20 protein-coding genes and 2 tRNA genes are annotated in these 24,762 nt (G+C 56.1%); 4 read left to right on the top strand and 18 right to left on the bottom strand.

Going from position 1 to position 24,762, the window contains the following annotated elements; all coding sequences use genetic code 11:
* On the bottom strand, positions 1 to 623 hold a 623-nt coding region (locus Q0D52_RS09175), incomplete at its 3' end, for a DMT family transporter (protein ID WP_294382291.1).
* 107 nt (positions 624 to 730) lie between these two features.
* The gene (locus tag Q0D52_RS09180) at positions 731 to 2,734 is read right to left on the bottom strand and encodes a DUF2207 domain-containing protein (protein ID WP_294382294.1); all 2,004 of its coding nucleotides are present in this window, start codon (positions 2,732 to 2,734) and stop codon (positions 731 to 733) included.
* Between the two features lie 65 nt (positions 2,735 to 2,799).
* Between Q0D52_RS09180 and Q0D52_RS09185 the strand changes: the two genes are divergently transcribed.
* Positions 2,800 to 2,890 (top strand) — tRNA-Ser (locus Q0D52_RS09185).
* A gap of 305 nt (positions 2,891 to 3,195) precedes the next feature.
* On the opposite strand, the gene Q0D52_RS09190 is transcribed toward Q0D52_RS09185, so the two are convergent.
* From Q0D52_RS09190 to tadA, 4 genes are all read right to left on the bottom strand, one after another.
* Entirely contained in the window at positions 3,196 to 3,561 is a 366-nt protein-coding gene (locus tag Q0D52_RS09190; RefSeq protein ID WP_294362523.1) for a hypothetical protein, read from the bottom strand.
* 1 nt (position 3,562) lies between these two features.
* Positions 3,563 to 4,114 (bottom strand): LemA family protein, encoded by a 552-nt coding sequence (locus Q0D52_RS09195; protein ID WP_294362522.1) that lies wholly within the window; start codon positions 4,112 to 4,114, stop codon positions 3,563 to 3,565.
* A gap of 155 nt (positions 4,115 to 4,269) precedes the next feature.
* On the bottom strand, positions 4,270 to 5,232 hold the full coding sequence (gene ispE / locus Q0D52_RS09200) for a 4-(cytidine 5'-diphospho)-2-C-methyl-D-erythritol kinase (protein ID WP_294382297.1): 963 nt from the start codon (positions 5,230 to 5,232) through the stop codon (positions 4,270 to 4,272).
* Between the two features lie 56 nt (positions 5,233 to 5,288).
* Positions 5,289 to 5,801, bottom strand: coding sequence for a tRNA adenosine(34) deaminase TadA (gene tadA / locus Q0D52_RS09205; protein WP_294382299.1), 513 nt, complete (start codon positions 5,799 to 5,801; stop codon positions 5,289 to 5,291).
* Positions 5,802 to 5,826: 25 nt separating this feature from the next.
* Here tadA and Q0D52_RS09210 point away from each other — a divergent pair.
* Positions 5,827 to 5,914 (top strand) — tRNA-Ser (locus Q0D52_RS09210).
* A gap of 476 nt (positions 5,915 to 6,390) precedes the next feature.
* On the opposite strand, the gene Q0D52_RS09215 is transcribed toward Q0D52_RS09210, so the two are convergent.
* From Q0D52_RS09215 to Q0D52_RS09235, 5 genes are all read right to left on the bottom strand, one after another.
* Positions 6,391 to 7,737, bottom strand: coding sequence for a citrate/2-methylcitrate synthase (locus Q0D52_RS09215; protein WP_294362493.1), 1,347 nt, complete (start codon positions 7,735 to 7,737; stop codon positions 6,391 to 6,393).
* Positions 7,738 to 7,833: 96 nt separating this feature from the next.
* Positions 7,834 to 7,983, bottom strand: coding sequence for a DUF5679 domain-containing protein (locus Q0D52_RS09220; protein ID WP_042432320.1), 150 nt, complete (start codon positions 7,981 to 7,983; stop codon positions 7,834 to 7,836).
* Positions 7,984 to 8,115: 132 nt separating this feature from the next.
* Positions 8,116 to 11,775, bottom strand: coding sequence for a hypothetical protein (locus tag Q0D52_RS09225; protein WP_294382302.1), 3,660 nt, complete (start codon positions 11,773 to 11,775; stop codon positions 8,116 to 8,118).
* 55 nt (positions 11,776 to 11,830) lie between these two features.
* Positions 11,831 to 13,171, bottom strand: a complete 1,341-nt coding sequence (locus Q0D52_RS09230) for a hypothetical protein (protein ID WP_294382304.1) — start codon at positions 13,169 to 13,171, stop codon at positions 11,831 to 11,833.
* Positions 13,172 to 13,185: 14 nt separating this feature from the next.
* Positions 13,186 to 16,272 carry a helicase C-terminal domain-containing protein gene (locus tag Q0D52_RS09235; protein WP_294382308.1) on the bottom strand — a complete coding sequence of 1,029 codons (3,087 nt, stop codon included), beginning with the start codon at positions 16,270 to 16,272 and terminating at the stop codon, positions 13,186 to 13,188.
* Between the two features lie 134 nt (positions 16,273 to 16,406).
* Here Q0D52_RS09235 and Q0D52_RS09240 point away from each other — a divergent pair, with 134 nt between their 5' ends.
* Positions 16,407 to 17,051 (top strand): hypothetical protein, encoded by a 645-nt coding sequence (locus Q0D52_RS09240; RefSeq protein WP_294382310.1) that lies wholly within the window; start codon positions 16,407 to 16,409, stop codon positions 17,049 to 17,051.
* A 377-nt stretch (positions 17,052 to 17,428) separates the two neighbouring features.
* Here Q0D52_RS09240 and Q0D52_RS09245 read toward each other — a convergent pair whose 3' ends face one another.
* On the bottom strand, positions 17,429 to 18,502 hold the full coding sequence (locus Q0D52_RS09245; RefSeq protein WP_366930341.1) for a D-alanine--D-alanine ligase: 1,074 nt from the start codon (positions 18,500 to 18,502) through the stop codon (positions 17,429 to 17,431).
* Here Q0D52_RS09245 and rlmN point away from each other — a divergent pair.
* Positions 18,501 to 19,538: a 23S rRNA (adenine(2503)-C(2))-methyltransferase RlmN gene (gene rlmN, locus Q0D52_RS09250; protein WP_294382312.1), complete on the top strand. Its 1,038-nt coding sequence runs from the start codon at positions 18,501 to 18,503 to the stop codon at positions 19,536 to 19,538. The two genes, Q0D52_RS09245 and rlmN, sit on opposite strands and share 2 nt — an antisense overlap.
* Before the next feature lie 369 nt (positions 19,539 to 19,907).
* Here rlmN and Q0D52_RS09255 read toward each other — a convergent pair whose 3' ends face one another.
* The 6 genes from Q0D52_RS09255 to yidD form a co-directional block, all read right to left on the bottom strand.
* Positions 19,908 to 21,080: a ParB/RepB/Spo0J family partition protein gene (locus tag Q0D52_RS09255; protein WP_294382318.1), complete on the bottom strand. Its 1,173-nt coding sequence runs from the start codon at positions 21,078 to 21,080 to the stop codon at positions 19,908 to 19,910.
* Positions 21,073 to 21,822, bottom strand: coding sequence for an AAA family ATPase (locus Q0D52_RS09260; RefSeq protein ID WP_365368757.1), 750 nt, complete (start codon positions 21,820 to 21,822; stop codon positions 21,073 to 21,075). The genes Q0D52_RS09255 and Q0D52_RS09260 overlap by 8 nt, the downstream gene beginning before the upstream one ends.
* A 405-nt stretch (positions 21,823 to 22,227) precedes the next feature.
* On the bottom strand, positions 22,228 to 22,869 hold the full coding sequence (rsmG, locus tag Q0D52_RS09265) for a 16S rRNA (guanine(527)-N(7))-methyltransferase RsmG (RefSeq protein ID WP_294362477.1): 642 nt from the start codon (positions 22,867 to 22,869) through the stop codon (positions 22,228 to 22,230).
* Positions 22,870 to 23,037: 168 nt separating this feature from the next.
* Entirely contained in the window at positions 23,038 to 23,577 is a 540-nt protein-coding gene (locus Q0D52_RS09270; protein ID WP_294362476.1) for a R3H domain-containing nucleic acid-binding protein, read from the bottom strand.
* A 76-nt stretch (positions 23,578 to 23,653) separates the two neighbouring features.
* Complete coding sequence (locus Q0D52_RS09275; protein WP_294362474.1) at positions 23,654 to 24,445, bottom strand: YidC/Oxa1 family membrane protein insertase; 792 nt, start codon at positions 24,443 to 24,445, stop codon at positions 23,654 to 23,656.
* 53 nt (positions 24,446 to 24,498) lie between these two features.
* A complete protein-coding gene (gene yidD, locus Q0D52_RS09280; protein WP_081468857.1) occupies positions 24,499 to 24,732 on the bottom strand; it encodes a membrane protein insertion efficiency factor YidD in 234 nt (77 codons plus the stop codon).
* Positions 24,733 to 24,762 lie beyond the last annotated feature (30 nt).

The following is a 24,762-nucleotide window of genomic DNA, read 5'->3' on the forward strand; positions in this document are numbered from 1 at the left end:
ACCGCGAACCCTGGGAACGTCTCAAAAGCCGCTCCCGACAGCAAGCCCATGCAACCTTCAGCAACGAACTGCACCGCCGTCAGGGCCAGCACGTCATGGAAGCGGGAGAGCTTCGAAACCAGCACCATATGCATGGCGAACAAGACCGCGCACAGCAGCGTCATAACCTCGCCGAATCCCATGGTCATGCCGCCCGACTGGACCGACACGAGCCAAATACCCACCAAGGCAAGCACGGCGGCTCCGATATTGAACACCGTTGGGCGCCTGTGGGCCACGATCCACCACAAGAAGGGGACGATCACGCAATACGTCGCGGTCAGAAACGCGTTGATGCCTGGTGTCGTGTGCTCCAGACCAACGGTTTGCGTCCAGAACGCCAGGAAATCGGCAAGGCCGAGCACCGTGCCGGCAAGCACCATCTTGCCGCTGAACGCCTTGCGAACACGCTTCCAAAGGATAGCGGTCAGCACGATACCCGCGAACAGGAATCGGAACCCTAGCAGCCACGCCGGCGGGATAACCGCCACAACGCCCTTCATGGACACGAAGCTATAGCCCCAGATGATGGTTGCCACCACGATGGCAACCTTATACGCCCAAGCGGGCAATTCCTTCTTCATACACCCTTCCCTTTGCCTTCTATCGCAACCCGCTACCAGGGGCATAAAGAAACGCCAACCTGCAGCCGCACAAAGCGACGCAGATCGGCGTTTCACTTTCTCAACGACTAGCGAGCTCCGCCGCCGCCACCGCCGAAGCCGCCACCACCGCCGCTGGAGAATCCGCCGCCGCTTCCGCTGCCGCTCGATTCGGCTTGAATCGCCTCGTTAGCGGTCTTCACAGCTTGGTTGAACGACGAGGAAAGGAAGCTTCCCACATCAGGCATCCCGGCGTTCGCGCCGCTCTCATAGGAGGTGTACCAACCCCACCAGGGCACATAGGTATCTCCGTACGTCTGGTCGACCGCGAACAGCTGGGGCTGCGTCTTGCGAAGCTGCTCGATTGCCTGCTTCGCAACGCCGAACAGATACGCGTACACCATGAACTCGCCCCACACCTTCACATCGGCGGGCGGGCGCTCCTCAAGCGAGCTGAAGTCGCGCAGCCAATTGCGCAACGCCTTGCAGTGCGCAACCAGGTTGTTGCCGTCGATGCTGCGTCGCGTCATGTTGTTGCCGATGAACGCCAAGGCCGCAGCGGTCGGGACGGCGCACATCATCGGCATCATGTTGTCGGACATGAACCAGATCACCATGGCGATAACGAGCAACGCAACAGCGATCGTCCACGTCCATCCGCGCAGGTTATTGCCCTTCTCCTCGAAGAAGCCGTGCTTATCCGTCTCCGCGGTCAGCACACCTTGCCAACTCTTCACCGCGTTTACCAGCTGCTCCGAATGGTCTTTGCCATACTTCTTGATGCTGCCGAACCATAGCGAGTTCTGACCTGACGCCACCCTGTCGAACAGCAGATTGAACGTCGCCTTGTCGATCGGGTCGCTCACGGCATCGACTTCCACCAGCTTCGTGATATAGAAGTCGTTCACGGTCTTCATGCCGCCATGCTTCTTCGGTGCCATATACGAACCGGAATCAATACGCACGGCTCCCGTCTGCGCCAGATGCATGATCGTTGCTGTAAGATCGTCGGTGCTTTCCCTGTTCCAACGCCACAGGCGGCCGATAACGGCTGGGTGCATGCCTTGGCGCGGCACGTCGCGCCAATACTGCTCCGTGAAGTCCGGCTTGTGCTCTTTGCCGTGACGGAAGAACATGACGATGGCCCAAATCAAGACCGCAACGCACACGGCAACGCATGCCACGGAGAACGCCAGCGACATCATGCGCTTGCTGTTCGCCGTATCCGCCCAGGCCTTCTCCTCCTTCAGGACCGTGTCCAGGCGCTGCTCGCCGGCATGCAGACGCTGCGTGCTCAGCGACACGTTCGTCAACCACTTGGAGGGGATGCACACGCGCATCTCGGCATATTCGCCGGATTCCACACGGGGAACCGTGCACGTGACCGATCCATCGGCATTAATGGAAACGTTGCCGCTCAGCGGGCCATGGCCCCACGCACGCACGTTCTCGCCGGGATCGACCGTAACGCCCTGGGGAAGGGGAAGCTGAAGCGTAGCCGTCACGTTCTCGGAAGGAACCGCCCAGGCGGAGCCTAGATACTGCCAGTACACCTCAGAGACGTCATCGTAGACCTGCGCCATGTTGGTGATGGTGTAGTCGAGCTCCACGACCACACGCTGGGGCTGGGATCCGAAGAATACGTACACGGTGTTCTTCGGGCTATCGACGGAATACGAATCCTTTCCCGGGCCACCTTCCTCACGCCATTTCAGCTCGAACGGAACCTCGGGCATCGCCGACATGGACCCTTCGGCGTCGTTGGACCCGTCAACGCTCATCATGCGGACGCCGTTTACGGTGAACTCCGCATTCGTGGGCAGTAGATTCAGCGTCCACCATACCGCCGAGAACGAACCGTCGAAATCAAACGTACGCTGCTCAACCACGTGAAGCGTTCCGTCGGTTTCAAGCTGAGCTTGGATATCCACTTGCGGCATGGTATACGACTTCGCGTAGGCCTTGCCCGGCAAAGCTGCCAGCGCGCAAGCGCAAGCAACGACCACTAAAGCGACCGCAACCAGCCATGCGACGCGGCAACGCGCACCATCCCGCTGGCTGCCTGGGAAATGAGGTGTCCTTGTGTATTGCATCGAGAATGCTCCTTGCAAGTTTCCGACAGTCAAGGTATTATATCTACCCGCACCTATTATAGCGTGGAGAAGTGACCGAGAGGCCGAAGGTGCTCGCCTGCTAAGTGAGTATGCCCCACAAGGGCATCTAGGGTTCGAATCCCTACTTCTCCGCCACGAATTTTCAGCCCCCGCAAACGCGGGGGCTTTTTCTTTCAACCCTCGCATTCTCGGGTCTTCATGCCCTGATCAGCGTCATCTTATGCAGCCGGTCCTTTGCTACGCCTTCCTAAACCTTGCAGGCTGTCTCGAACGATTTCGCACATTTGCACGAAATACCCCAGGGGAAGCACCTTATAGCAAGCCATCATCTCAACGGCACGCCCTTTTCGGAGACGCGATCCCACCCCTTCGTGGACTGTCTTCCCAGCGCCTTTCCTCACCATAAAAGAAGGCGCCCGAAAATCGGGCGCCTTCGCAATCTATCTTCTTCCCCAAGGCCAGGGCGAGCGACGCAAACGCTTCGCTTTCATCGGCTTCATCCGATACGAGGGATTATGCTTCAGGAACACGGCTCGGCATATCCACGTGATTCCCAAAGCCACCAACGCCGTGACCATGAACGAGAGCGTTAAATCCAGCACATCGCCGTTGCTCTCCGACAACGCATATAGGCTTGCCAAGCCGAAAAACGCAGCCAACGCCACATTCAGCATGGTGAAGGCCTTGATAAGGATCTCCTTCGCCCGCGCAGGCGAATAGCGCCATGATGCCACCACGTACACCACGCCGGCCGCAAAAGCCAGCAAAAGCAGCAACGGTATGATGCGCGTCAACCTTGCAACCATGCTAGAACGTCACCTTCGGCGCGGTGGAAGCACCCTCCTCAGCAGCGAAGCTCGGACGCTCCTTGAACCCCATAGCGCCGGCGAGGAGCACGGCGGGGAACGTCTGGATAGCGGTGTTGTACTTCATCACCGTATCATTGAAGCTTTGTCGCATATAGCTGATCTTGTCCTCGGTGTTCGACAACTCAGCCTGCAATTGCTGAAAGTTGGCGTTCGCCTTCAAATCGGGATAAGCCTCGGCAACCGCAAACAGGCTTTTGAGGGTTTCGGTAAGGTGGTTGTTAGCTCCCATGCGGCCCTCAGGAGTGTTTGCGTTAGCCACCGCCGCACGAGCCTGCGTGACGGCATCCAGGGTAGCGCTCTCGTGCTGTGCATACCCCTTCACAGTCTCCACTACGTTCGGGATAAGATCCAAACGCCTTTGAAGCTGCACGTCGATCTGCGCCCACGCGTTGTCCACCATGTTGCGAAGCTTCACCAACTTGTTGTAGAGCGCGATGATGAACACGATCAGCACCACAGCTATCGCAACGACGATGATTACCGCTGTCATAGCTTCCTCCTTTACGGGTTGCCCCTTCTGCTCGATTCCGAGGCTTTCCCCTTTCGCCTCGATTTGCCAGGCATCCTTTCGAAACCGACTCATCCGCCTTGCATGCAGGATAGACTACATCTTCCCGCGCCGAAACCATTGCTTCAGGAATACGTTTAGCAATTCGTGGTAAGCGTCGCCTTAAAGGGTCCGAACGTGGTGGTGCGAGCCCACCATCCCTTGGCCTGCGCATCAGTTGCCACCTTAGCCGCCGATGCGAAGGAATCGCATACCGCGAACACCGCGGCGCCGCTGCCGGACATCATAGCCTTGCATACGCCCGGCTGCTCCTGCAACCATTCGCGCACGGTGCGGATTCCCGGATTCAGCTGCTCGCTTGCCTTCGCCATGTTGTTCAGCAACGGCACGCTCATCGCATACTCCGCCGATTCCGCAGCTTGCGCATCCTCGGTCGGGATGGGCTGAGGATCCTCATCGAGCTTCTTGTAGGACTCGCCCGTGCAAACGCCGCCTTCGGGCTTCACCAGCACCAGGAAGTCGTTCATCGGCTTGAGCGTGCGGACCAGATGCTCGCCGATGCCGTCGTAAAGTGCGCAACCGCCTTGCAAGAAGAAGACAACATCAGCACCCAGCTGAGCTGCAACCTCTTTGATTCGCGGGTCCAGAACGCTTTCGCCCCACAAAACAGCCGATCCCAGCAGCGCCGCTGCGGCATCCGAGGAGCCGCCACCCAAACCAGCCTGGATGGGGATGCGCTTCTCCAGATGCACGCGCATCGTTTCCTCTTCGCCAAGCGTGCGGCCGAACGCCTCGGCAAGCTTCAGGATGGCCTTCACCACGATGTTGTCCTGCGGATCGACATCCAAGGGAGCAAGACCCTCGAAGCTGCGCGTGGTCAGCTTCACCGCCTCGCCGGTGCCCGGGATGATCTTCATGCGAAGCACGTCATGCAGCATCAACGCGTGCATTGTTGTGGATACCTCGTGGTACCCATCCTCGCGCATACCCTGGACGTTCAGGTACAGGTTGACCTTCGCCGGAGCCACTAGCTTCAGCGAACCCATGCCGGCAAACTCGCGAGCTTCCACATCTTGGGCTACGCGGGCTATGTCGAGCATATCCACGGACCCTTCCAATGTTTCACGTGAAACATTCTGCTTTTCGTTTTGCTGCATCACTGCTGCTCCGTTCGTTTCTTTCGACGTGCCTTGAAGAATTCTCGCAACATGGTTGCACATTCTTCGGACAGCACACCGGCTTTCACATCGAATGTATGGTTGAGGCGCTTGTCCTCATGGATGGAATACAGCGTGCCCAACGCACCTGCCTTCGGGTCGGGCGCGCCGAACACGCAGCGGTCGACTCGAGCCTGATGCATCAGTCCGGCGCACATGATGCACGGCTCCAACGTCACGTACACTGTGCAACCCGTGAGCCTCCACATGCCAAGTTCGGCCGCGGCCTGCTTCATGGCAACGAATTCCGCATGCCCTGCAGGATCTTGCTGCGTCTCGCGGATATTGCACGCTCGCGCAATCACGCGAGGCTCCGCTAGGGGACGGCGAGTGCCTTTGTCGATAGGGTGGTACACAACCACGGCGCCGATGGGAACCTCTCCCATATCCGCCGCACGTTGCGCTTCCTCAAGCGCCATGCGCATGTATTCTTCGTCATTCATAAGCAACATTATATGGTATCCTAGCAAGCTATATGGAGGAATGGCCGAGTGGTTGAAGGCGGCAGTCTTGAAAACTGTTGAGCCGCAAGGTTCCGTGGGTTCGAATCCTACTTCCTCCGCCAGAATGCTATCGCCCGGGTCTCCGGGCGTTTTCTTTTTCAGGAAGCAATTGCAGGTTCAGCGTGCCACTTGCAAAGCAAATCAACACGGGCAATGCAAACCGGAAGATAACCCCAAACACAGCATCGGTAAAACCAGTGCAAACCATTTCGACGAGGAACCCTCACAGACAACCCGAAAAGGCATTAACTTGGGGGCAAACGAGGCATCATCCTCTCCAAGGCCCAGAATGCAGTTTCCATCATCGAAGTTGGCAAAAACCCTTCTAGCGAGAAGCCACTACAGGCAAGCTCGAACGGACGATCTTTTGAGGCAAGCAAGGGTTCCACCTGCTCCGAAGCATCAGATTCGATTGAATAGTGAATGATATGATTTTATGTAACTTTCAACTCTGCTGTCTATTTACTCGTTCTAAAACAATAGAAAAGCGCCCGGATTAGCTCCAGGCGCTTTTACAGGGTTTTGCCTTATGTTGCGCTTACCGCTCGTCCATAGGGATGTACTCACGCTTCTTTTTGTAAATGGACTTGTAAGCCGGGCGGATGATGCGCTTGCCCGAGACGATCTCCTCGAAGCGATGGGCCGCCCAACCGGACATACGAGCACAGGCGAACAGCGGGGTGAACAGATCCTCCGGAATGCCCAGCATGGAGTACACGAAGCCGGAATACATGTCCACGTTCGCGCACATGTCCTTCCTTGTGCCCTTCTCATTGAGGATGACCTCGGGCGCCAAGCGCTCGATTTTCTCAAGCAGGCGGAACTCGGCCTCGAATTCAGTGCCCATAGCCAGCTTCTCTGCGAAGCGCTTGCAAATGACGGCACGAGGGTCGGACAGCGTGTAAACCGCATGACCCATGCCGTAGACCAGGCCGCTCTTGTCATAAGCCTGCTTGTTCACAATCTTCGCAAGGTATGCCGCAACCTCGTCATCGTTTTCCCAATTGACGACGTTGTCCTTGATTTCCTTCTGCATGGCCAGAACCTGATGGTTCGCGCCACCGTGCTTGCGGCCCTTCAGCGACCCGATCGCCGCTGCGTACGTGGAGTACGGGTCCGTGTCCGCAGAAGTCAGCACATGCGTGGTGAACGACGAGTTGTTGCCGCCGCCATGCTCGGCATGCAGGCACAGCATGATGTCAAGCATGCGCGCTTCCTCTGCCGTGAACTGCCTATCGGGGCGCAGCATGGAAAGAATGGTCTCGGCGGTGGATTGACCCGGAATGAAGCGATGCATGATCATGGACTCGTTGTTGTAACGCGCGCGAATCGCGTAATACGTCAGCACCATGATGCGGGGGAGACGGGAAATCAGCGAGATGGCGGTGCTGATCTCATGCTGAACGGATCGATCCTCGGCATTTTCGTCATATGCATACAGAAGCAGGATGGTTCGAGCCAGCACGTTCATGATATCGGGAGGGGTGTTGCGCATGATCATGGACGCGGTGAAACCATCAGGCAGCTCACGCTGGGCATCGATGGTGGCGATATAGCCGGAAAGCTGCTGTTCGGTGGGAAGCTCGCCCATCAGCAGCAGATAGGAAACCTCTTCGTAGTTGAATCGGCGGTCCTTCGCATCAACACCCAGAAGGTCGTAAAGATCATACCCGCGAAGGCGCAACTCGCCTTCGTCGGCGAGTTTTTCGCCATCGGACATGACGTAGCCATGCACATTGGAGATGCCCGTCAAACCCGCCAGCACGCCGGTGCCGTCGGCATTGCGCAGACCGCGCTTCACATCGTAACGTTTGTACTTGTCAGCATCGATCGAGTTGATGCTCTTGAAATTCTCGTACAGGTCGATTTTCTGTGTGCCGCCCATTACGCTCCCTTCCTTTCGTGTCATACATTCCCGCCGCTTCAAAACCAGCAATGCCCGCGCAGGGCGGGCATTGCTGGTTGTTGCTCGAACGATATGCTATTTTGCAGCGCCGATGCGGCAAATGGTGGTGCCGCAGTCAGGGCACTTGCCCTTCGTGATGGGCTTGCCGTTCTTCGTGACGCCCTCAACGGGATCCTTCATTATTTTCTTTGCCTTGCATTTCACGCAGTATGCCTCAATAGCCATAGTAAACCTCTCTAGTTCCTGTATAAGAGCGCAATCGCCGGGAATCGGTGAATGCACCTTTAGTTCATGCTCGTGCGGGCTGAAATTATAGGCCAGCGGCCATCCAGACAGATAACGAGCATGTTACAGGTCTTACATATTCTTCAACAACTCCATAAGGAAGTCCACGTTGGAGGCCAGTTTCTTCTCGTCGATGTTCTCGACGATATCGTCCTGCTGGCCGTACAGCGCAGGCTTGCCACCTTCCATGCCCACCAGATGGGTAACCTGGCAACCATGCTTCGCGGCGTACGATGCAGCGCTTTCGTCGCCGACCAACGCACCGGATGCCACCTTGATGCCGGTAGCCTGCGAAGCCTTGCGGATGTAGCGCTTCATACGAGACGACGCTTTCGAAGGCTTCAAGAAACCCTCGCGCTCGATCATGGTCAGATCGCCTGCGCCGATGGCGTCGATATCGACGATGAACGCACCTCGCAGCTCGGATTGATGGGTTTCAAGGAACGCCCTCATGCCGGAGTTCTGAGCGAGCTCGGAACCCAGAGCCACGAACCACACCTCGGCATCGATGTCGGGATTGCGGAACTGGTACACCTCGTTGAGCTCCTCGTTCAGCTCGACGGGCGTCGGCACCGCTGCGGCAGCTGCCTCATCGGCAAGCTCCTCGGAGGACAGATTGCTGCTCTCCATGCGACGAGCGGAATAAGACCCGCCATGCCACGGACGGAAGCGGTTGGACTGGGACTGCTCGTCATCGGCCACATCATCGACATCGAAGGAATCGTCGTAAGCAACGCGCGAAGCTTCCTGGCCGACCGCCTCGACGTCGATCGGCTGAGGCGTCCACGCCTGGGTTGCCCCGAGATCGCTGCTTTGCATAGCGGGCAGGGCCTGCGTAGCGCCCAGGTTCACAGCAGCATCCTGACCGGCCTCGAGGGCATAATCACCCTGATACTCGCCACGCTCGTAGTGCTCTTCCTGGAAGCTCTCCCAGCCGCCGCGTGCCTTTCCGGCGGCGCGGGCCTCGAAGTCGTCATCCACATCGAGCCACTCCTGCGGCGTGTCCTCTTCGTCATCCTTGCGATGGAGGAACTTGTCGAACAGGCGACGGAAGCGCGACTTCGGCATCTCCATGTAGCCAGGGCCGGCGAACGCACCCGTTTCGGTGAAATGGTCCTCGTAAGCGGAATCGTCCGCATCGTCGACGTACATGTCCTCGGGATCCATGGTGCTGGCAAGCTCGCTGCTCACCGGAGCGAACGAACCGGTAGCGCCGGCAGTGCCGAACCCGGCAGCAGCGCTCACGCCCGGCTGGGCCTGAGCGGCATCCGCCGCCTTAATGGAACCGGACAGCGAAGGCAAGGAAGCAAGCAGGGAAGGCTTGGAGCCCTTCTCCTCGCCGGACACCTCATCGTCTTCGGACTCCTGCTCATGAGCAGCCTTGATGTCGGACGACCCGATGGAGGGAAGCAGGTTAAGCAAGCTGCGCGCTGCGGTCTTGCCGGCAGACTCGACGTCGGCAAGGGGGGCACGCTGCTTCACCGCTGCCGCAACGGGAGCAGCCGAAGCAGCCGGAGCTACCTCCGGCAAAGTGACAGGCGCCACAGGAACCGCGGAAACATCCGGAATGGCAAGCGGCTTCGCCTGCAACTCCGGCACCGTTTCATCTACGGGCTCGGACACGGGTGCTGCAGCCGCCACCGCGGGGGCGTTGGTCGCATCGACTCGGCCGTTCTCGGTGATGGAAGCCTGCGTCACATCGACGCGATTGCCCGAGCGGGGGGCATCGGATTGACGGGACTGAGCTTCTTCCTGCACCTTGCGCGGATCCAAGAACGCCGGCATGGGAACATCGCCCATCGGCGGAACGTCGTCAAGGTGAAGCTTCGTCACGTCGATCGGAGGCGTAGCCGCCGTAGCGAAAGGATCGGCGATCTCCGCAGGAGCGACGGCCTGGGTTTTAACAGGCTCGGGCTCGGAAACGTGCACTGCGGCAAACTGCGCGCTGGGCTGCTGAGCGGGAAGCTGCTCAGATGCAGATTCGGTTACCACGGCCGGTGCCGCAGAGCCGGCAACCGGAGCGACGACATCGTGCTGGGTCGCCACGACGTCGGTATCGGCAACGGAAACCGTATCAACCGGCGCATTGAACTGCGCGGGCTGCACGGCCTGCTGAGGTGCAGGAGCCTGGACAGCGGATTCCTCCTGCATGGGGACCTGCTGCATGCGCGTAACCTGCTCAGCCGCCGACACCGCGTTCACGGAAACGTTGGCGGGCTCGGTATTCACGACCGGCTGCTCGGTTTCGGGTTGCACGGTGGGCTGCACAGGCGCGATGGTTGCCCATTGCGGAGCGCGAACCTCGCGAATGGTGTCGCGATCCATGTCGAAGGAGCGCTCAAGCTCATGCTCCACGATATTGTTCGCCTTTGCGAAATGCCCGGCGCTTTCAGCGACTGCGGCATCAAGGGCGCTGGCGTAACGAGAACGCTGCGCCGGCTTCTCGGCATTGCGAGGCTTCTTCGCCTTTTCCTGAGCACGGGCATACCAATCGGGCACGCTTGCCTGAGCCGCGCGCTGCTGCTCCGCAGCAGCCTGCATCTGCTGGGCGGCAGCTTGCTGAGCCGCTGCCTGCTGGGCCTCGAACTCAGCCTGGGCCTGCGCGGCTTCCTGCATCTGCTGGGCCTCAAGAGCCTTCTCCTGCTCCTGCTCGGCTGCAAGACGGGCCTGCTCCGCATCGCGGCGTGCGCTCTCGATGGCGCGCGCCTCCATACGCTGCATGCGAGCTTCCTCTTCAGCTTCCTCGCGATCATGTCGCTCGATCTTCTGAAGATTACGCTCCACCTCTTCAGCGGTCATGCCGTCGACAGGCTTGCCCGACAACGCCGAGATCGCAGCCTTGGCGGCGATAAGGCTCTCCTCGTCCTCCATAGAGGAACGGGGGTGAGGGGAATACACGAACTCCGCACCTTCGGGCACGAGACCGCTTTCGTATGCAGCTTCCGGTCCATGCATCAGAGCATCTTCGCGCTCGGCGATCTCTGCTTCGCTCACGCGTCCCGCGCCGATGCGTCGAGCCAGCTCGAGCAGGGCGGCAACGCCGGAAGCATTGCAGTTCGCGCCCTCGTTATAGGCAGCGGTCTGATGCAATGCGCCAAGCGCCAGCGGGATTGCGGTGAGCAGCATGGCGATAACGGTCAGCAGCGTGAAAATCGTAGTGAGCGTACCTTCGGAAGAACCCAGCACAACGCCCTTGATGAGCAGCAGCACGGGAAGGGCAACCATCGCACCGAAGGAGATTTTACCGACAAGCGGCATGAACTGCGCCGTGGGGCCCGCGAGCTCTGCGCGCACCTTGCCGGTGTCGTAACGAGCCACCAAGATGACCTTTCGGCGACGAGCTCCTTCGCCATCTTCGGGTGCCGCGGGGGCGTACTTAGCCACAACGTTTTGGCTCACACCTTTCCCCAGCAACTTCGAGATGATGGGCTTATCCAGATACTCGGCAGCAAACAAGCCTGCTGCCGCAAGGCAGCCGATAACCCCGATAATGCTCAATACAGGCACGATCAACGAAAGCAATGCGAGCACTGCAGCAGCGCCGCAGCAGATCATGCTAGGCAGATGAGGGTCGCCAACGCCATTGAAATCCTCGATGCTCGCAGGCAGGCCCGCTTCCTTTTGGAATTGTTCAGTAATGTATAACGCAGCCTGCTGCTCCTCTTCGGTGCCAGCGGGACGGGCGCCGATTTCCTGTGACAGGTATGCGATATGCTCTTTAATATCCGGCATTTTTGTGCCTTTCGTTCCTCAATTACAGCAAGGCATATACGGGATGCAGTATACGCTATTTGCCTTGCGCGCCCAAATAATCACGTATAACTGCATCACTGGTCCCGGCAGCTGCACGCTGCCCGCCATATGACCGAATGACTTCAGACCAGGTGGTGAAATACGCGTCTTTGATCAACTGCTTTGGGTCGCTTGGCAAGCTGACAGCCATAGCCGCCGCTTCCTCTTCGGCAGCGTTATACGCATCGTTCAAGGCAATGGCCTCTTCCTTGTTCTTCTCCGATAGCGCATCATCGGACCGGACCGCTAAGTCCAACGCATTCATGCGCTTTTCAACATATTCGATCAGCGCCGTAAAATCTGCTGTCGGACAATCCACCTGAAGAGATTCAAGTTGTTCTCGACCCTTGGAAAACAGCTCCTTCGCCTCTAAGGTGCGCTGCTTTGACGCATCGACCTCGTTCTGCCCGGCATGTTTCGTCGCTTCGCGAGCCTGGGCATCTGCATCCAACACCACCTGCCAAGCAGTATCGCATTTTTCGGTTGCCAGCTCAGCACTTTCCGAGGCCTCAACAAGCTGCAAGCCATGCTTTATCATGTCCTGACGCGCCGATATCGACATCACCGTCTGGTTAGCGACTTCGCGGACGGATGGATCGGACAGTTTTTCCGAAACCTCGCGAGCCTTCCCGTCGGCGTTGGTCAACAAGCCCTTGGTTTGCTCGATCGAGGAATACACCTCTTGCCTTTGTTCATCGGTCTCCACTGCAAAAGGATCATCCACTATTGCGTCTATTTGCAAAATGGTCTCATCGGCTTCAGAAACCAGTCTCAAAGCATCCATAAGCTCAGACTCATATCCCTGCTGCTCGGTAACCTGGCAATGCCAAGCCCAAACGCCAACGGACACGATCGCTAAAGAGGCGGCCACCACGGTGGATATCGCAACGATTCGCCCTTTGCGACGGCGCGCTTTCCTTCGCGCGACCTCCTGCTCAATGGACATGCGCTTAGGGGCGGCCTGCATCTTCGACGAAGCCTTTTCGCCAGAATCTGATGCATGAACGGCCTTCTTGCGTTTTGCTGTTTGCTTGACGGACCTCTTTTCGATCCTTAGCCTGCTTTGGCATTTCCGAGCATCATCTCCGGTAGCTTGCTCACAGGACGACGATCCGCGCTTGGATGTTTCACGTGAAACATGTTCACCTGTTTCACGTGAAACACTTTGATCGCGCGCATCCCTACGGTCGGCAAGCAAATCCCTTAAGCTGAATCGCTGAGTTGTTTCCTTATATTTAGCAGCATCGAGAACGCTCAGGGATATCTCATTCGACGTTCCGTGCGTCCTCTCTTTGATGTGAGCTGCTCGGGCGATTTTGTCGTCTCGTCTTCTCATACACGTCGCCAGGTTCAGCCTTTGTTCGCTGCCGCCAATTCAGCAACTATCTGAGCAGCGGGAAGCACCTTGATATTGCTGCTTGGCAAGGAATTCAGGAAGACCTTGCCGTAACTCTTCGAAACCAACCTATGATCCGCAAGAATCAGCGCGCCGGTATCGTCGGCGCGACGAATCAATCGACCAGCCGCCTGCTTCACCTCAAGCACCGCTGCGGGCAGCACATAGTGTCGCCAAGCCTGGTCATCGCGTTCGGCACGCTCACAGGACAGCGGATCGGTCGGCTTCATGAAGGGAAGCTTCGGAATGACAACACCTTTCAACGTTGCGCCCGGAGCATCAAAACCCTCCCAGAAGCTTTTAAGCGCGAACAGCGACAAATGCTCGTCGGCAAGGAAATCATCCCTCAGCCCCTTCACCGACACGCCCCACTTCTGGCACACCAAGCGCAAATCATCGCTCTTCAGTTCAGGCTGCACATAGTCGAAGCAGCGTTCCATCTCGCGACGGTTCGTGAACAGCGTGAGCATCGAGCCTTGCTGCGCTTTATGAGCCTCAACAAGGAACTTTTGCAAGGTAGCCATATAGCTAGGCTCGTTCGGCTCAGGCATATCAGCTACAACATACACCGTCATGTTCTTGTCAAAGTCGTAGCTCGAGTCAAGCTGACGGGTTTCAAAAGGAGAGAACTCGCCTTGACCAAGACCCATTGCGTTCGTGAAGCCATCGAAGCTACCGTTGACGGACAGCGTCGCCGATGCAAATACCACCGAATGCGTGGAGGCGTACAGCGTATCGTTCAGCTTTCCGCCGACGTTAACGGGCATACCCTGCAGCTTTTCGCCGATACGATCCTTCTTCCGGCACAACGTTGCAGCATACGCATAGCTTTCATTGGGGTCCTCGAGAATCACCTGAACCGCATTGACCTGTTCTTTCAGATCGATGGCCATCGCGGCAATCTCGCGCTGAATCGCAGCTGCGTTCTCGATATCCTCAAGATACGCCACCAGATTCTGACAAGCCGCTATCAGCTTCTCGGCAGATTCACGCATTGCAACGCCTTTGTCCACGATATCGCCGAAGGTAGCGGAACCGCGGATATCGCTGTTGACCCACAACTCAACGATTTCATAGCCGCGCCCGTGCCGGTTCGTATCAAAGAACAGCAAACCTTTCAGGCTCGCGCAGAAAGCTTCAGCAGCCTGACGGTATGCCTCGCCTGCAGTCTTGCCTTTTTGCGTCAGCGTATAGAACAGCGTCTCGCTTTCCTCTTTCGCGCCATTCAAGACCACACGGCGTTCCGCACGAGAGAACACATTCCTGCGAGCGTCATCGGCAGATACCCGACGAGCCTCTCGCAGGATACCCTCGGCATCAAGCTCGATAGAGAAAGCGCGACGAGCCTCGCTTTCGGCACCATGGGCCTCATCTACCGCCCAATAACGAACCGGCGGCAGCAAACCGCCATCGGCGGCCATATCGCAGAACAGCAAGCTGTGATTGGTAACCAAGATGTCCGCCGCTTCAGCGCGCTTGCGCGCCCCATGGACGAAGCACAGGTTGCCGAAGAACGGGCACTTGCGACGCAGGCATTCCTGGCTGCTCGTCGTGATAATCTTTCGCGGCAGCAAACGATAGTCAAGCTTCAAACCATCAATGTCGTCGTATTCGGTCTGTTCGATAAACGAAAGCAGCGCCGCCATTGCCGGAGCCTGCGACAGCTCCTTACCCTGAATCTCTTTCATTGCAGCGCCATCATCGACCACGCTGCGAATCTTGCGAAGGCAAGGATAGTGAGCAAAGCCCTTCAGCGGCGCACAGGTCAACGGCTTGGCATTGGGGTCGGATGAGCACAACGCCTTCGCAAGCGCGGGAACCTCTTTGAACACCAGCTGATCGAGTAAGGCGTTCGTCTTGGTCGCCACGCCGACGGTGATGCCGTTCCTTTGCGCGGTCAACGCCAAAGGAACCAGATATGCCATAGATTTACCGACACCGGTTCCAGCCTCAACCACAAGATTACGACCAGAAGCGAATGCATCACGCACCGAAGTGCTCATATCCCTCTGCTCGGCGCGCGGCTCGTAATTCTTATACAGGCTGCCTACAAGACCCTCTTGGCTGAAGGCCTTAGCAATTTCCTCGGCAGTAGGATATACCATGCTGCGAAGCGGATCGGAGGCAATTGCATCCGCATCGACCTTCGGCTTGTTTTCGATTTTGCGAAGGCGATCGCGGCGGATTGATTGCAACGAAAATAGATCAAGCTGGCTTGTCGCCCACGAAAGCTGACCTTCATTTGTTTCACGTGAAACAATGTCACGCGCGGCGTCTTCGATCAAGGCAACCTCATCGGATGCTACATCCGCAGCATCACCGTAATGGTCGGCAAAATGCTGGAAAACAATCTGAGTTTCCCATTGTTCAGATGTTGCAAGCGATGCGATTTTTGCCACCAAAGGCTTCGGCATGGCATCCACCGCAGCCAGCAGGATACGGAACACGGCGCACGTAGCCGCAACGTCATCATCCGCACGATGCGTGGAAACCGGCGCACCGAAGGTGCGAACCAAGTCGATAAGCCGATGGGATTTCAAGCGGGGGAGAGCAATACGAGCAAGGTCTAAGGAATCGAGCCAAGTGTTCTCAAGCAGGGGGTATCCGCTTGGATGCCGCGTAGTGAAGGTGCGATCGAAAGCGGCATTATGGGCCACAAGCTTCGACCCACCAACAAATTCGACAAGCTGAGCAAGCGCTTCTTCCGGAGAAGGGGCGTCGGCAACATCCTCATCGTGAATATTGGTCAAGTGCGCAACATCTTCCGGGATAGGCTTCCCGGGGTTTACGAACGTCACAAACCAATCGACTATCTCGCCCTTATCCATGCGAGCGGCCGCAATCTGCGTCAGCTCATCGTGATTAAACGAGAAACCGGTTGTCTCGGTGTCTATAACCACGATATCGCGGTCGAGTTCACCATAATTGCTTTGTTTCGAAGCATCAGCAAGCGATGCATAGCGATCGATGATCGCTTGAGGGGTTCCGTCACTGATATACGCGAGCAAATCACCACGCACGGCATATTCCTTATCTCCCACATGGATGATTCCATGTTTGCTTCTACCACTTTATAACCTTCTCATTGTAAGTCAGCCAGCATCGATGGATGACGGCTATTCCGCTTCTTCGTTTGTGTTACGCTTTTTTCACTTGATTTCAGATAGGAGACCCGATGCTGCCTGATTGCTATTACGGCGCATATGCCCGTTTCGACACCACTTCAAAGAAAGATGCGGCGATTCTGCTTGGATCGAATTGCATCATCGGCGATGTTTTCAAAATCGAATTCAAGCCCCTGAAAGGTCAAACACGTGCATGGGTCGTAAACGATTATGGCGATGTATTAGGCTATCTTGATGAGCAGATATCCCATAAGCTCAACCTACTTGCCGCTAAGAGCTGGGAAATGCATGCCGTCCTGTCGTTCGTTGCTTTCACCGATCAGCCAGAACCAGGTTTTTATTGGGGCGAAGTTGCCTTGTTCTGCTTCGATAAGGCTCATCAATCGGACTTCGAAACGTTCATGCGCACAACCATGAAGTCTCTTTCACAAGGAATACGCCCACGTATCGACATCAAAAACCAGGGAGTGCAATCGATTTTGGATTCCCATGGAACCTGGCAACCCACGCAACGAGCCGACATGCCCAAGGGAGACAGTCACACCGCCATTCTCAAGAAGTCCCGCGGCTTTACCGACCTGATGGTTCAGAAAAGCAGGGAAGGAAACAAGGGATGCTTTTTGATCAGTTGGGCATTTTTGTTGGCGTTAGTCGCATTGGCGGTATTCGGACTGAAAAGCTGCGGGCTGTTTTAACCATACTCCTCGCTAAATCTCAGCGAGCGACGGCTCTTTTCGATGACTGTTGTTGTTATTAGCTCGACTCTGGGCTTATCGTTCATTAGAGCAACATAAAGTCTGTTTGCATCATCTTCTGTCTTTTAAGCTTCCCTATATTGATATTGATGCTTGAGTCGATAGCGCCGAATGATGACCGAAGCTGCAAGACGCCTCATGATTTTCAGGGTCGCTGTCATTCCTTGGAATCGATCGATTCGATCCCAAACCACCCTTCCCGTTAAGAACACCGAACCACAAATCAGAAGACGACCCTAGAGGAACTCTGGGGTCGTCTTTCTAGTATGGCTTGTCTCTTTAGCTGACCATCAGCCAACCTTGTTTCTTGCACCCGTTTATCGCACAGGTTCCTCCAATGCAAGCTCGATAAGCTTAGTGCACAGCTCGGGGAACGTCATGCCAGCGGCACGTGCCGCATCGGGAAGAAGCGACGTTGCGGTCATACCAGGAATGGTGTTGGTTTCCAAAGCCCAGCAATCACCGTTGTCTTCCAGGATGAAATCGGTACGAGAAGTGCCGCTGCACGAGAGCGCCTTATGAGCGTTTTCCGCTTCGCGTTGCATAACCTTCGTCACATCATCGGGAATGCGTGCAGGGCAGATGTGCTGAGAGCCGCCCACGGCATACTTCGACTCGAAGTCGTAGAACTCGCTCTTGGGAACGATTTCGATAACGGGCATAGCTTTCGGCTCATGGTTTCCTAAAACGGCAACGGTGAATTCGCGACCCTTGATATAACGCTCGATAAGCACCTCGTCGTCAATATCAAGCGCCTTCTGCAGCGCGTCCTCGATAGCTTCGGCACCCTCCACAATGAACACACCGATGGCGCTGCCCTCGGTACCAGGCTTCACGACAACCTTCTCGCCCATAGACGAGATGACCTGCTCGATATCAACCTTGTCGCCCTTGTTAACCGTCAACGACGGAGGAGTAGGGATACCCTCACGCTCGTAGAAGACCTTCGCCTTCACCTTATCCATAGCAAGTGCGCTCGACCAAACGCCGGAGCACGTGTACGGGATGCCGACGATGTCAAGCAAACCCTGCACCGTGCCGTCTTCGCCATACTTGCCATGCAGGCAGAGGAACGCCACATCAAAAGGCTCTTCGATCAAGCGCTTCAAATCTTCCTTGTTCGCCGGATCGATATCGGTGACGGAAAAGCCTGCCGTCTCCAAAGCTTCACGAGCACCCTTGCCAGATGCTAAGGAAATTTCACGCTCGTTGCTTTTACCGCCGCATAATAGCGCGACGCGGCAAGAACGAGGATCGATACTTGAAGACATGGCTCCTTCTTTCTCCTTTAGAGATCGTATTGCTGCAGTATAGCAAAACCGGCACACAGGCTTCGCAGCATGAAAGGTAAGCGCTGATGTTTCACGTGAAACAGGTATAATGACCCGCATGAATACACCAATCAAAAACTTCACCCTAAGCGACCTGACTCCCCTTATGAAGGAGCTCGGTCAACCCTCGTTTCGTGCGAAGCAGCTTTACGAATGGCTCTACAGCAAAGGTGCTCAAAGCTACGACGACATGACCAACCTTCCCGCAAAGCTTCGAGCTCAGCTTTCCGAGGAGTATCCGCTCTTCGTACCCAATGTGCTCGAAGAGGCCATCTCCAGCGACGGCACCCATAAGCTGCTCCTGGAGTACCATGATGGCGTATGCGTCGAAACCGTTGCTATCCCGTCGCGTAACGGAGACCGTCTTACGGTCTGCTTCTCCACGCAGGCTGGTTGCCCAATGGCGTGCGCGTTTTGCGCAACGGGAAAAGAAGGCCTTACGCGCAATCTGACCGCAGGGGAAATCGTCGACCAGATTGTCACAGTGCAGCGCCTTATGGGTCGCCGCGTTACCAATGTCGTTGGCATGGGGCAGGGCGAACCGCTGCTGAACTACGACAACGTATTGAGCGCGCTGCGCATCATCAATGACGAAAAGGGCCTGGGCATCGGAGCCCGTCACATTTGCATCTCCACGTGCGGCATCATCCCCGGAATCGACCGCTTTGCAGAAGAGCCTGAGCAGTTCACGCTTGCCGTTTCCCTTCACGCGGCTCGACAGGACGTGCGTCTCGAGCTCATGCCGAAAACCAGCGGCTTCCCTCTACCGAAGCTCAAGCAAAGCCTGCAGCGCTATATCGAGAAAACGAATCGCCGTGTCACATTCGAATACATCATGATTGATAGCGTAAATGACACCGATGCTGACCTGAGCGCTCTTCTGGATTTCTGCAAAGGCTTGCTTTGCCACATCAATCTGATTCCCATCAACTCGATACCGGAATCCCCATACAAGCCAAGCTCATCCAAGACCATCGATAAATGGATTGCGGAAGCTGGCCGCCACGGAATAGAGACTACGTTGCGGGATTCAAGAGGATCCGATATCGCCGGCGCCTGCGGACAGCTGAAAAACACGTTCACCAACGGAAAGTAGCAAGCAAGACCAACAGGTGTAGACCCAGACATCAATTGACGCCTGGTCTTCGCAAAAGCAGAACCAAACGACTACAAAGCCCAATAACCTCCCATTGCTTTCGAGTCCGCCTAGGAAAGCAATGGGAGGTTTTTCGTTCACGAATGCGCCTATGCGATGCAGCGACCGCCAGAAACGTTCATCTCCGCTACGACGCAAGCTTCCAAGCCGAAGCACTCGAGACGACCATAAGTCCTCAGACCGGCAATCGGCATATACCTAGCACTCACGAAGCTAAAGTCGAAAGACGAGAATCGCTGCCCGCTAAACAGCAATCAAGCCGACAAGGCAATGCCGGCTTGATCGTTTTAATCAGATATCGAAAACCTTTTATGCGAGATTCGAAGCAAGAATACCTTTGAACAGGCGCTCGAGATCCTCTTCGTCCTTGAACTCGATCTCGATCTTGTTCTTGCCGTTCACGGACTTCACCTTTACCGGCGTATCCAGAACATCCTTAAGCGTGCGGGCGACCTTTCGGTATTCCTTCGGCATGGGAACCTTCGGCTTGGCATTCTCGTTTTTCTTACCGGAAAACAAACGCGCCAAAGCCTCAGCCTCACGGACAGACAGCTTTTCCTCAACCAGTTTACGTGTCAGGCGCTCGCGGCCTTCCTTCGTGGGAATGGAAAGAATGGCTCGCGCGTGGCCGGCGGTAATCTTCTCCTCGAACAGCAGCTGCTGAGCTTCCTCGGGAAGCTCCAGCAAGCGCAAGGCGTTCGCAACCGTGGAGCGGCCTTTTGACATTGCCTGGGCAACCTCAGCCTGCGTCATGTTCAAGCGCTCCATCATACGGCGATAGCCGTACGCCTCCTCAATGGGATTAAGGTCGGAGCGCTGGATATTCTCGATAAGCGCAAGCTCCAAAGCCTTATCATCGGTAGCTTCTTTGACTCGAATAGGCACTTGCTGCAAACCCGCCAGCTTCGATGCCTGCCAGCGACGCTCACCGGCGATGATCTGATACGTGCCACCCTCGAGCGGACGCACCAGAATCGGCTGCAAAAGCCCGTCTTTTTGGATAGAAGCGGAAAGCTCCTCGAGCTCCTCGCGCTTGAAATTCGTACGAGGCTGGTCCGGGTTGGGGGCAATGGCGTTGATGTCGACTTCGTTGACTTCACGAGGCTGAGCATCGTCAAGCTGTGCGGCAGCGGCGGGCGCAACAGCGCGTTCAACCACTTCCTGCACAGCAGGACGCGCAGCGCGCTGAGCAACCCCCTTGATGGTAACCTCAACACCGTTCTCGACAATAGATTCAGGCTCCTGCTCTTCATAAGAAGAAGGAACCGATTCACGTGCTGTCCCGGGTTCGGGTGACTTTTGAGCGGGAACGGTTTCGCGAATCACCTCGCGCTCGGGCTGAGGCTTCGGCCGAGGCTGCTGCGCTTCGTCAGCATCCACGCGCACACGTTGCGGCTCCTCCTGAGGAATAGCCTCCTCATAAGCACCGCCCAGCAACGAATTCAGGCCACGACCAAGACCACCACGACCATTCCTAGCCACGGGCTATCACTTCCTTAGCAAGACTCATGTACGACTGGGCGCCTTTGCCCGACGGGTCGTACAGGGTTATCGGTTGACCGAAGCTGGGAGCTTCGGAAAGTTTTACGGTACGGGGAATCAGCGTTTCGAACACCAATCGCCCGAAATAGCTACGCACTTCCTCGACCACTTGGCGGGACAACGTGGTTCGACCGTCGTACATGGTCATGAGCACGCCATAGATATCCAACGTAGGATTCAAGCGGGTTTTGACACGTTTCATTGAATCAAGAAGTTTTGTCACACCTTCCAATGCATAGAACTCACATTGGATGGGGATAAGCAGCTTATCGGCGGCAACAAGGGCGTTAACCGTCAGCAGGCCCAGGGAAGGGGGACAATCGATGAAGATGTAGTCGTATTTACCTCGAAGGGCTCCGATGGCATCCTTAAGGCGGTTTTCGCGCGCCATCTCGGAAACCAACTCGACCTCCGCACCGGCAAGGTTGATGGTCGCCGGAACAAGATCCAACCCCTCGCACACATCGGGGATGATGACCTCCTCAACGGGAACATCGTTGAGCAGCACGTCGTAGATGCAATTCTGCACCTGGCTCTTCTCAACTCCCAAACCGCTTGAAGAATTGCCCTGAGGATCAAGGTCGACAAGAAGGACCTGTTTACCCAGCTCACCAAGAGCAGCGGAAAGGTTGATTGCGGTAGTGGACTTGCCTACGCCGCCCTTCTGGTTGATGATCGCCATGATCTTCGTCTGACCGACCACGTGCTTCACCGGTTTCTTATCACGGTAAGAGCGGATGGGCGTAGGCTCGATCTCGGGGCGAGATTCAACAGGCTGCGGCTCGGGCACAGTAGAGCTATGAGGGTCGCGCTCGACCACTTCGATGTGCTCGATAGCTATCTCATCCTCAACGGTATCTTCCTGTACGCGTTGTTCCTGCTGAACCGGCTCAGCTTGTTTTTTATCTTTCCTGAGGCCGTCGAAAAATCCCACAGGAACCCCCTTTCATGGTTTCAGAAGCTAGTATAGCGTGTTTCGTTTCACGCGCATAAAACCCCAACCCACAATGGGGACTTTTGAACGGAAATCAACGAAACCTCGATAAGAAAAAAGCCGCCCCTTCAATATCGGGAACGGCTTACGTAACTACAAAGGCTTTTTCTGGGCCAGACCGGTTCTGCGGGGCAGCTTAAGCTTCGGCTTGGCCACCTTCTCGTAAGACAGGATCCTACGGGAGTAGCCATCGAGCTCATAGGTCTGATCATCGACCAGTTCCATGCCAACCTGTTTGCCGACAACACGGGCGTGATTGAGCTCATCCTGTTCGACAAGGGCCTTGAAGCAAATGAGCCGGCCACCCATCTTCAGCAACGGGGAAGAGAGCTCCAGCAAAATAGACAGCTTCGATAGCGCACGAGCGCTGATTGCGGCAAACTGCCCAGCCTGCTCACGACCGAGGTCTTCAATACGACCAGCATACGTGGAAACATTCTCAAGGCCCAGTTCTTCAATGAAGCCATCAAGGATTTGGACCTTTTTTTGAACGGAATCAACCAGCAACGTAGGCCTACCGGTTTCAATGGCAAGCGGGATACCAGGATAGCCCGCGCCCGTTCCGATATCGGCATAGCGGCCTTCGGGGCAAGCATTCAAAGCATCAAGACCAAGCAGGGAATCCTGCACATGAAGCACCATGCCGTCCTCCCATGAAGAGATACGCGTGATGTTCGTGGTCTTGTTGGCCTCGATAACCAACTCCAAATGTCGCTTGAGCAAATCCTCGTGCATGAACCATTCCTTCTGTCCTGTTGTTTCACGTGAAACATACTTTAGCCCTTAACGCGCCATATTGGCCACCAAGTATATGAACCCCTTGAAAAACAAAGAGGCCGCATCCGAAGATGAGGCCTTGTAGGTTCTTGCGATACAGGCAAGAGGCTGAGCGAAAGCAGCTACCTAGAGGGGAACGACGACAACGTGACGAGCGGAACCCTCGCCCTCGGATGCCGTCTCAACACGCTCATCGTCACGAAGCGCGATATGCACGATGCGTCGCTCGTACGGGGTCATGGGACGAAGCTTCACGCTGCGGTGCTGCTTGGAAGCCTTTGCAGCAGCGTTGCGAGCGATAGACTCAAGCTTCTCTCGTTGACGATTCTTATAGCCCTCGACGTCAACGATAACAGGGTAACGGAAGCCCATGGTGCGGACAGTGATGGCCGAAACCAGGAACTGCAACGCATCAAGGGTCTTACCGTGGCGGCCGATGAGAACAGCCAGGTCGTCACCGGTGATATCAAGGATCAGCTCGCCTTCATCGCCTTCATACTCGTCGATGGTAACCTCGCCGACATCGAAGTGCTTCAAGATATCCTGGATGGTTGCAATTGCGGTATCCGCGATGCGATCGAGATCCTCGTCGCTGATGCCGTCTTCTTCGACCTGGGCGTCTTGAGCCTCTTCTGCGGTCATTTCCATGTTCTCTTCTTCTGCCATTTGCAGCTCCTTAGAACTAAAAACCACAGTGCGCGGTGTTTCACGTGAAACACCGCGCACCATTACGCAAAATCGATTAAGCGTGCTTTTTGGAGGTGTCCTTCTTCTTCGGACGCGGCTTCTTAGCCTTGCGGGTGACGTCGACCTCGATCGGCTTCACCTCGATGGTCTCCTCCTTCTCCGCATCGCGCTTCTTCATGATGCGCATGGAGATCTGCTGCTGGCACACGCCGATGATGGAGGAAGCACCCCAGAACAGAAGAACGCCGGCAGGGGAGCTCCAACTGATCCAGAGCATGAACAAGCTCATGACGCCGGCCATGATCATGGTCTGGTTGCGCTGCGGATTATCCTTCTGACCCATCTGCATCAGGATCATAGGCAGGAACGTAGCACCAGCGAAGACGATCATAAGGATAAGGTACGGGAGGAACGTGCCGAAGCCCCCAGCAAACGCACCGGACGGCGTCATAACCAGGTTGGGAACCAGGTTGAAGAACTGGTAGCCCTCGTCGGAACCCAGGTAGTTGGGCATCTCGCGAAGCACCTGGAACAAAGCGATGAAGATAGGCATCTGCAGAAGCATGGGGAGGCAGCCGGCCAAGGGGTTGAACTTGGCATCAGCGTAAAGCTTCTGCATTTCCTCCTGCATACGCTGCGGATCGTTGGCGTACTTCGTCTGAATCTCCTGCATCAGAGGCTGGACCTTCTGCATCTGATACGAAGACTTCGTCTGCTTGTGCATAAGCGGGGAGATAAGCACACGGAAGATGATGGTCACGATGATGATGGCCAAGCCCCAGTCTTGGCAGAAGCCGAAGAAGAATTGGATGATATCGAATATCCAGTTCTTGAATACTTCCCACATACTATGGTTTTCCTTCCTTTAACCGACAAAAAGCCGCCGGCAAAGCCCCGTCCTTACGGAACGGGATCGTAGCCGTGCGGCCCTCCAGGTCGACACCGTAGAATACGTTTTACCGTCAGCCTTAAGCCCTTTGCGAAGCCGTAACGTTGAAACGCGATGAGCCCATATTCTGAGCACGTCGGGGTAAAACGGCAGCACGACGGGAACATGGGCGAGATCGCCGCCCTATAAAAGGTAATAAGAAACATAGCCACCTTGCACGGTATGCTTCCGAAACCTTTCTTCATTCCAATCAGACCCTACCGAATTCCAGCGCG

It is taken from the genome of uncultured Senegalimassilia sp., from assembly GCF_934630535.1.
GTDB lineage: Bacteria > Actinomycetota > Coriobacteriia > Coriobacteriales > Eggerthellaceae > Senegalimassilia.

Bases quoted from the DNA above. Each gene is read 5' to 3' on its own strand.
- Q0D52_RS09215 (WP_294362493.1), bottom strand. From the start codon at position 7,737: ATGGGCGGCACACAGAAAATCGACCTGTACGAGAATTTCAAGAGCATC.
- Q0D52_RS09195 (WP_294362522.1), bottom strand. From the start codon at position 4,114: ATGACAGCGGTAATCATCGTCGTTGCGATAGCTGTGGTGCTGATCGTG.
- yidD (WP_081468857.1), bottom strand. From the start codon at position 24,732: ATGAAGAAAGGTTTCGGAAGCATACCGTGCAAGGTGGCTATGTTTCTT.
- rsmG (WP_294362477.1), bottom strand. From the start codon at position 22,869: ATGCACGAGGATTTGCTCAAGCGACATTTGGAGTTGGTTATCGAGGCC.
- Q0D52_RS09225 (WP_294382302.1), bottom strand. From the start codon at position 11,775: ATGCCGGATATTAAAGAGCATATCGCATACCTGTCACAGGAAATCGGC.
- Q0D52_RS09220 (WP_042432320.1), bottom strand. From the start codon at position 7,983: ATGGCTATTGAGGCATACTGCGTGAAATGCAAGGCAAAGAAAATAATG.
- Q0D52_RS09240 (WP_294382310.1), top strand. From the start codon at position 16,407: ATGCTGCCTGATTGCTATTACGGCGCATATGCCCGTTTCGACACCACT.
- Q0D52_RS09270 (WP_294362476.1), bottom strand. From the start codon at position 23,577: ATGGCAGAAGAAGAGAACATGGAAATGACCGCAGAAGAGGCTCAAGAC.
- rlmN (WP_294382312.1), top strand. From the start codon at position 18,501: ATGAATACACCAATCAAAAACTTCACCCTAAGCGACCTGACTCCCCTT.
- tadA (WP_294382299.1), bottom strand. From the start codon at position 5,801: ATGTTGCTTATGAATGACGAAGAATACATGCGCATGGCGCTTGAGGAA.
- ispE (WP_294382297.1), bottom strand. From the start codon at position 5,232: ATGCTCGACATAGCCCGCGTAGCCCAAGATGTGGAAGCTCGCGAGTTT.
- Q0D52_RS09230 (WP_294382304.1), bottom strand. From the start codon at position 13,171: ATGAGAAGACGAGACGACAAAATCGCCCGAGCAGCTCACATCAAAGAG.
- Q0D52_RS09275 (WP_294362474.1), bottom strand. From the start codon at position 24,445: ATGTGGGAAGTATTCAAGAACTGGATATTCGATATCATCCAATTCTTC.
- Q0D52_RS09180 (WP_294382294.1), bottom strand. From the start codon at position 2,734: ATGCAATACACAAGGACACCTCATTTCCCAGGCAGCCAGCGGGATGGT.
- Q0D52_RS09245 (WP_366930341.1), bottom strand. From the start codon at position 18,502: ATGCGGGTCATTATACCTGTTTCACGTGAAACATCAGCGCTTACCTTT.
- Q0D52_RS09260 (WP_365368757.1), bottom strand. From the start codon at position 21,822: ATGGCGATCATCAACCAGAAGGGCGGCGTAGGCAAGTCCACTACCGCA.
- Q0D52_RS09190 (WP_294362523.1), bottom strand. From the start codon at position 3,561: ATGGTTGCAAGGTTGACGCGCATCATACCGTTGCTGCTTTTGCTGGCT.